The organism is Mesorhizobium sp. M7A.F.Ca.MR.362.00.0.0, assembly GCF_004023175.1.
Classification (GTDB): domain Bacteria; phylum Pseudomonadota; class Alphaproteobacteria; order Rhizobiales; family Rhizobiaceae; genus Mesorhizobium.
The window spans coordinates 459-4,744 of record NZ_RZTF01000269.1 but is presented as its reverse complement, the minus strand read 5'-3'; the positions used below and the strand labels follow the sequence as shown (position 1 = coordinate 4,744).

3 protein-coding genes are annotated in these 4,286 nt (G+C 60.5%); all 3 read left to right on the top strand.

Features of this window, described 5'->3' with window-relative positions; genetic code table 11:
- Positions 1-330, top strand: a 330-nt coding sequence (locus tag EOC06_RS43525) for a phosphatidate cytidylyltransferase (RefSeq protein WP_245470072.1), incomplete at its 5' end; no start/stop codon positions are given.
- Positions 331-434: 104 nt separating this feature from the next.
- Entirely contained in the window at positions 435-1,577 is a 1,143-nt protein-coding gene (gene rseP / locus EOC06_RS26020) for an RIP metalloprotease RseP (RefSeq protein WP_127273216.1), read from the top strand.
- Between the two features lie 217 nt (positions 1,578-1,794).
- Entirely contained in the window at positions 1,795-4,164 is a 2,370-nt protein-coding gene (bamA, locus tag EOC06_RS26015; protein WP_127268628.1) for an outer membrane protein assembly factor BamA, read from the top strand.
- Positions 4,165-4,286 lie beyond the last annotated feature (122 nt).

Here is a 4,286-nt window from a genome sequence, read left to right as displayed (position 1 = left end):
TCGCCCGGCAAGACGCGCAGCGGCGCACTCGGCGGCGCTGTCGGCGGCGTCGTCGCCGGGCTGGTCCTCGCCGCAGCTGCCGGTGTCGGCAATCTGGCATTGCTCGGCCTGGTCGCGCTCGTGCTGTCGATTGTCTCGCAGGCAGGCGACCTGTTCGAATCCTGGATCAAGCGCCGCCATGGCCGCAAGGACTCAGGTGCGCTCATCCCGGGCCATGGCGGCGTCATGGATCGCGTCGATGGGCTTGTCGCAGCGGCATTCGCCCTATACGTCATCGGCTGGATTTCGGCGAACGCCGATCATCCGGCGCAGGGTCTGTTTCCCGTTTGAGCGATGTCATTTCAGGGTCCTTTGCGCGGTGCGCCTTGGATTCGCCCGGATTGGTGTCACAGTCACGGCGCAGTCTGCGCCGTGGAAGAATTTGAGGGTTTGTCTTGAACGAGATTCTTCACGCGCTTTTCAGCACAGAAGGCTTTGTCCTCGGCACGCTGGTGCCATTCCTCTTCGTGCTGACCGTAGTCGTGTTCGTCCACGAAATGGGCCATTACCTTGTCGGGCGCTGGTGCGGCATCGGCGTCAGGGCCTTCTCGATCGGCTTCGGCCCGGAACTCTTCGGCTTCAACGACAGCCACGGCACGCGCTGGAAACTGTGTGCGATACCGCTTGGCGGCTATGTAAAATTCGTCGGCGACATGAACGCCACATCGAGCCAGCCCACGTCGGAAGAAATTGAAACGCTGACCGAGGACGAGCGCAAGGTCGCTTTTCACACTCAGCCGATCTGGAAGCGCGCGGCAACGGTGGTGGCCGGACCATTGTTCAATTTCCTGCTGACGATCGTCGTCTTTTCCGTGCTGTTCACCGCCTATGGCCGCTATGTCGCCGAGCCCATGGTGGCCGAGGTGACCGCCGACAGCCCGGCGGCGAAGGCCGGCATCCTTCCCGGCGACCGATTCGTCAGTGTCGACGGCAACAAGGTCGAAACCTTTGGCGACGTCCAGCGCCTGGTCTCGGGCCGTGCCGACGACGCAATCACCTTCGTCATGTTGCGCGACGGCCAGGAGGTCACTGTGACCGCGGCGCCGCGGCTGATGGAACAGGAAGACGCGCTCGGCAACAAGGTCAAGGTCGCCGTGATCGGTGTCGTCAACAACAAGGAACTCGGTCAGCCGAGGCTGATCACCTACACGCCGGTCGGAGCGGTCGCGGCGGCGGTCGAGGAAACCGGTCACGTCATCCAGCGCACCGGCCAGTTCCTGCAGCGCTTTGTTGTCGGGCGCGAAGACAAATGTCAGCTGGGCGGTCCGGTAAAGATCGCCGACATGGCGGGCAGGGCTGCGAAACTGGGATTCGAATGGCTCGTGCAGCTGGTTGCACTGCTATCCGTTGGCATCGGAATTCTGAACCTTTTGCCGATTCCCCCCCTCGACGGCGGTCACCTCTTGTTCTACGGGGTGGAGGCTGTCATTCGCCGTCCAGTGTCGGAACGGATGATGGAAATGGCCTATCGGGCCGGGTTGCTTCTGGTGCTGTGCTTCATGGGGTTCGTTTTTTGGAACGATCTGTTTGGGTGCTGAAATCATGAAGAAATTTGGCTTCTGCATGGACGATGTTGAGACGCCGTTTACCATGCAAGGGGATATGAGTGACGCGAAAGCCACGCCGCAGGGTTAAGTAAATACAAATTAACCAGAAGCCTTGCGTGTAGGGAAAATCCGGTTAATACGGTAGGGGAAATTACCGCACGTCCGGTTTTCTCGCCGTGGGGACTACGAGAAAAGGTTATTAAGCCCGATGAAGGCAGCATCCAAGTTTCTAAGCGCCGCGTCCGCGGTGACCCTGTCCGCGGCCATGGTCGTGCCAGGCGCGCTCGCAGTGCAGTTCGTTGCCACATCGGCGGCTGAAGCCGCTGTCGTCAGCAGAGTGGAAGTGAGCGGCAACCAGCGTATCGACGCTGAGACCATCCGCAATTACATCACCATCAAGCCGGGCAAGGCGTTCTCCAGTTCCGATATCGACGGTGCGGTCAAGGCACTGTTCGGCACTGGCCTGTTTTCGGACGTGCAGATCAACCAGGTCGGCTCGACGCTGGTGGTCAAGGTCGCCGAGTACCAGGTGGTCAACCAGGTGCTGTTCCAGAACAACAAGAAGCTCAAGGACAATGCGCTTGCGGCGGCGGTGCAGCTGAAGCCGCGCGGAACGTTCTCACAGGCGACGCTCGATGCCGACGTGGAATCGGTCAAGGCTGCTTACCGGCGCATTGGTCGCGACGATGTGACCGTGACCACGCAGGTTATGCAGCTTGGCGACAATCGCGTAAACGTTGTCTTCAACATCGTTGAAGGCGATCGCACGCAGATCGCGGCGGTCAATTTCGTCGGCAACAGTGCCTATTCCAGCCGCCGCCTGGCGGATATCATCAATACCAAGCGCTCGTCCTGGCTTTCCTTCGTCCTGCGCGACGACGTCTATGACGACGACAAGCTGCGCGCGGACGAGGAGCTGCTGCGCCGCTTCTACTACAATCACGGTTATGCCGACTTCCAGGTCGTGTCCGCTGTCGGCGAGCTCGACAGCGCGACGAACAAGTACACGGTCACCATCACCGTCCAGGAAGGCGACCGCTACACGTTCGGCGACGTCAGCGTCGAGAGCTCGATCCCTGAAGTCGACGGCAAGTCGCTGGAATCGGTGATCGAGACCCACAAGGGTGATGTCTACAACGCCAAGAACGTCGAGGACTCCATCATCGCGCTGACCGAGAAGGTGGCCGGTTCCGGCTATGCCTTCGCGCAGGTCACGCCGCGCGGCGACCGGAATTTCGAGAACCACACCATTTCGGTCGTCTACACGATCGACCAGGGCACCAAGGCCTATATCGAGCGCATCGAGATCCGCGGCAACGATCGCACGCGTGACTATGTCATTCGCCGCGAGTTCGATGTCAGCGAAGGCGACGCCTTCAACCAGGTGCTCATCCAGCGCGCGAAGAAGCGCCTGGAAAACCTGAATTACTTTGAGAAAGTCGACATCTCGACCGTGCCGGGCTCGCAGCCTGACCAGGTCGTTCTGGTGGTCGATGTGGTCGAGAAATCGACCGGCGAGTTCTCGGTGGGCGCTGGTTATTCGACCGGTGGCGACACGGCCGGTCCGTCGGTCGAAGGATCGGTGACCGAGCGCAACTTCCTCGGTCGTGGCCAGTTCATCAAGCTGTCGGCGGGCGGCGGCAAGAATTCACGCGACTACAGCCTGTCCTTCACCGAGCCTTATTTCCTCGGACGGCGCATCGCCGCCGGCTTCGACATCTTCAAGTCGACCAGGGAATACGACAACTACGACAGCGATACCACGGGTGCGACGGTGCGCTTCGGTCTGCCGATCACCGACAGCATCTCGACCCAGTTGGCGTACAACATCTCGCAAGAGAAATATGAGCTGGATGACAGCTGCGATGCAAATGGCGACGGGGTTCCTGATCCCGGTTGCAGTGTTTCCACGGCTATCCTGGACGGCATCGAACAAAGCCCTTGGATCAAGTCGTCGGTCAGCCTCGGGCTGGTCTACAACACCATCGACGATATGAAGAGCCCGCACGAGGGTATCTATGCCACCACGACCGTGGAAGTCGCAGGCCTCGGTGGTGATGCCAAGTTCGTGAAAGTCACGGGCCGCGGCAGCATCTACCAGACGCTGTCGGAGCAGTACGACCTGGTCGGGCTCATTTCAGGTGGCGCTGGCCATGTTGAAGGATACGGCAGCGATGGTCTGCGGATTTTCGATCAGTTCCAGAGCACCGATCGCATGATCCGTGGCTTCGCCTATGGCGGCATCGGTCCTGTCGATACTGCTACTGGCGACCATCTCGGCGGCACGACCTATTTCAATGCGTCGGCAGAGGCCCAGTTCCCGCTCCCGGTCATTCCGGAGAGCTTTGGCTTGCGTGGCGCGGTCTTCGCGGACGCGGCAACGCTCTATGGAAGCAAGGTCGACACCGCTGGCGTCACTCAGGACTCGGTCGGCATGAAGTTGCGTGCCTCGGTCGGCCTCGGCCTGATGTGGGCATCGCCATTCGGTCCGATCCGTATCGACTATGCGATCCCGGTCAAGAAGGAAGCGCGCGACGACGTGCAGGAATTCAACTTCGGCATATCGACCCGCTTCTGATCGGCGGCCAACGATGCTCCCGGGTCCTCAGGGTCCGGGAGAAATGTTCCGACCTAGCTGGATATAGCTTCTGGAATGACCGATCCGGTGTTCTTCGCGCCATCACGCCGGTATACGGCGGG

What these genes read in the sequence shown, in the direction of transcription:
- bamA (WP_127268628.1), top strand. Translation starts at nt 1,795, where the DNA reads ATGAAGGCAGCATCCAAGTTTCTAAGCGCCGCGTCCGCGGTGACCCTG.